The following is a 3,149-nucleotide window of genomic DNA, read 5'->3' as shown; positions in this document are numbered from 1 at the left end:
GCGGAGGCCTGGACTCGATCTCCCTGGTGCAGAACGAACACATGAACCTGCATCGCATGGTGGATGAGGAACTGATGGCCATGCATCCACATATCCATATGCCGATGTTGCAGACGGCGGAGACCGTGGCACAGCGCTACAATATTTCTCGCGGCGCTATGGATGAGTATGGTCTGCAGTCGCAGCTACGCACTGCCGCCGCCTATGAGTCGGGCAAGTTCCAGGATGAACTGGTGCCAGTCACCTGCAAGCGCACCGTGTGGGACAAGGAAACCGGTGAGGCGTCTGAAGTTGAGGCCACAGTCGAGCGGGACGAAGGCTTGCGCGCGACGACAGCAGAAGGTCTCGCAAACCTGAAAACGGTCATAGAGGGCGGTACGATTACCGCGGGTAACGCCTCACAGCTCTCCGATGGCTCCTCCGCACAGGTAGTTATGGACGCGAAACTGGCCGAGCAAAGGGGCCTGGAGCCACTTGGCATCTACCGCGGCATTGCCGTGGCCGGCCTTGAGCCCGACGAAATGGGCATAGGCCCGGTTTATGCGGTTCCCAAACTGCTCAAACAAAACGGTCTGTCTGTCGACGACATCGGCCTGTGGGAGCTGAACGAGGCGTTGAGGCTGTAGAAAAACTCTTAAAATACGCGGTTTTTTGATAAAATGAGGTGTCTGATATGGAGCAACCGCGATGGCCAATTTCAAGCCTTACGATTACAACCAGAGCACAATGGTTGTAATCAATTTTGAAGAGCAATTACAGCCCGGCACCTTCGAACATGCCATTCACTATCTTATAAGTGAACGGTTGGATCTAAGCATTTTCCACCCCAAGTACAAGAATGATGAGGGCGGCAGGCCAGCTTACGATCCTGCTATCCTTCTTAAGATCATATTGTTCGCCTATTCCAAGGGCATTACGTCCAGCCGCGAAATCGAATGGTGCTGTCAGACTAATATCATTTTCAAAGCCCTGTCCTGCGATACAGTGCCGCATTTCACTACGATAGCCAGCTTTGTCAGCAGTTATCCTGATGCCATTGAAGCCATATTTGAACAGATCGTATTGGTGTGTGATGAGGAAGGCTTGATTGGTAACGAACTGTTTGCCATTGACGGATGCAAACTGCCCAGCAATGCCGCTAAGGAATGGTCGGGTACGTTGGAAGAGCTGGCGCAAAAGCGCGACAAGATTAAAAAGAAGATGCGCCACTGCATCAAAGAACACAAAACGCTGGACCGGCGCCGATCCGATGATAAAGAACGGGCCAAGCGCTTGGCGCAGAGTATCGACACCCTGGACAACGCCTACCATAAAATCGACCAATTCCTAAAGACAGCCACTCCACGGATGGGGAAGGCGAAACAGCGCAAGGAAGTGAAGAGCAATATCACCGATGGCGAATCGGCGAAGATGACCACAAGCAAAGGCACCTTCCAGGGCTATAACGGCATTGCGGCCGTTGATAAAAAGCATCAAGTGATACTGGAAGCTCAAGCTTATGGCGAAGGCCAGGAATACCACACGTTAGCCCCCATGCTGGTGGGCCTGAAGCAACGTTACCAGCGACTGGGTTTGAGTGACGACATCTATAAAACGGGCACCCTTGTCACCGCCGATACCGGCTTTTGCAATGAACAGAATCTGCGTTATCTGAAAGACGAAAACATCAACGCCTATGTACCTGACAACCAGTTCCGTTCCAGAGACAAACGTCTGGCGGGGCAAAAGGAAAAGCACGGTTTGCGTCATCCGGGCACTCAGGGCCGGGGCGACATTTATCCGGCAAGCGCCTTTCACTTTAATGCTCAACGCAAAACCTGTGTCTGCCCGGAAGGCAATGCCATGTGGCTGCACAGCGAACGGAAGGATGCTAACGGCAATACCCAGCTTAACTTTGAAGGTCGACTGACGGATTGCCGAAACTGCTTGCGCAAGCACGAGTGCATGCACAATCCCGCGGCTGCAGATCATCGCAAGGGCCACGGGCGCCAAGTACTGTTTACTATTAAGCAGCGCCAGAGCGCCACGGATTGGATGAAGCGACGAGTGGACAGCGTCGCTGGGCGCTGGATATACAGCCACAGGATGTCAGTGGTGGAACCGGTGTTTGGCAATATTACCGCCAATAAAGGCTTAAAGCGTTTCAGCTTACGCGGAAAAAGCAAAGTGCAGGGGCAATGGCGATTGTTTTGTATGATTCACAATATAGAGAAGATAATGCGCTACGGTGCCATCGTTTAAGGCGTGTTATCCACAGAATGCTGACGCTAAGTCGGTATAATTGAGGGTTATGTTAAACCCATTGAATCGTTTATGATCAGATGATTCTGTATCATTTTACGCTGCGGATAACTCGCTGGTTGCTGGGTGGTTTTTCTACAGGGTCGTTTGCCGTGCAGGTGCTCTACTGCCGCGATCAACTGGGTATCGACAACGACAAGCTCAACGTCAATGGCGGCGCGATCTCCATCGGCCATCCCTACGGCATGAGCGGTTCGCGCATGATCGGCCATGCCTTGATCGAGGGCAAACGCCGTGGTGTGAAGTATGTGGTGATTACCATGTGCGTGGGCGGTGGCATGGGTGCAGCAGGCTTGTTCGAGGTAGCCTGACCATGTGTCAGTTCACGTAAAGAGCGTCAGTATGAAGAACGCTCCGGAGCAAAACGCTCCGGAGCAAAAAGGAGAATGACCATGGCGATAGGCCTACTTGCTACAATAACGGTGCAGCAGGGTAAGAACGCTGAGTTCGAGCAGATATTTCTGAGCCTGACTGAACAGGTAAGGGCGAACGAACCCGGCAATATTCTCTATGCCTTGCATCGCAGCAAGGCAGACCCACAGATTTACAAGGTGATGGAGCAGTACGATAGCCCCGCGGCCCTGGACGCGCACGGCAAGGCAGACTATTTCCGCGAGGCTAACAAGGCCCTGGGAGCGCTGGTGGCAGTGCCCCCGGAAATAGAGATTCTCGACGCAGTACAAAGGTGAGAAGATGATAGATCTGTACACCGCACCGACCCCGAACGGCCACAAGGCCTCCTGTACCCTTGAGGCTCTGGAGATGCCCTACGAGACTTACATTGTGAACATTGCTGAGGGTGATCAGCACAAGCCCGATTTCCGGGCGATCAATCCGAATGGTCGGAT

The 3,149-nt window shown here is 53.0% G+C and carries 3 protein-coding genes and 2 pseudogenes; all 5 read left to right on the top strand.

The features are described from left to right. Positions 1-614: pseudogene (locus tag AAF564_26545) on the top strand (acetyl-CoA C-acyltransferase). 73 nt (positions 615-687) lie between these two features. Beyond that, positions 688-2,241 carry an IS1182 family transposase gene (locus AAF564_26540; GenBank protein ID MEM8489132.1) on the top strand — a complete coding sequence of 518 codons (1,554 nt, stop codon included), beginning with the start codon at positions 688-690 and terminating at the stop codon, positions 2,239-2,241. A 143-nt stretch (positions 2,242-2,384) separates the two neighbouring features. Further along, positions 2,385-2,612: pseudogene (locus AAF564_26535) on the top strand (acetyl-CoA C-acyltransferase). A gap of 81 nt (positions 2,613-2,693) precedes the next feature. After that, positions 2,694-2,990: a putative quinol monooxygenase gene (locus tag AAF564_26530; protein ID MEM8489131.1), complete on the top strand. Its 297-nt coding sequence runs from the start codon at positions 2,694-2,696 to the stop codon at positions 2,988-2,990. Between the two features lie 4 nt (positions 2,991-2,994). After that, the coding region (locus AAF564_26525; GenBank protein MEM8489130.1) for a glutathione S-transferase at positions 2,995-3,149 on the top strand (155 nt) is incomplete at its 3' end.

The organism is Bacteroidota bacterium (genome assembly GCA_039111535.1).
Classification (GTDB): Bacteria; Bacteroidota; Rhodothermia; order Rhodothermales; family JAHQVL01; genus JBCCIM01.
The sequence above is the reverse complement of the archived record's forward strand: the minus strand, read 5'-3'. Positions and strand labels throughout refer to the sequence as shown.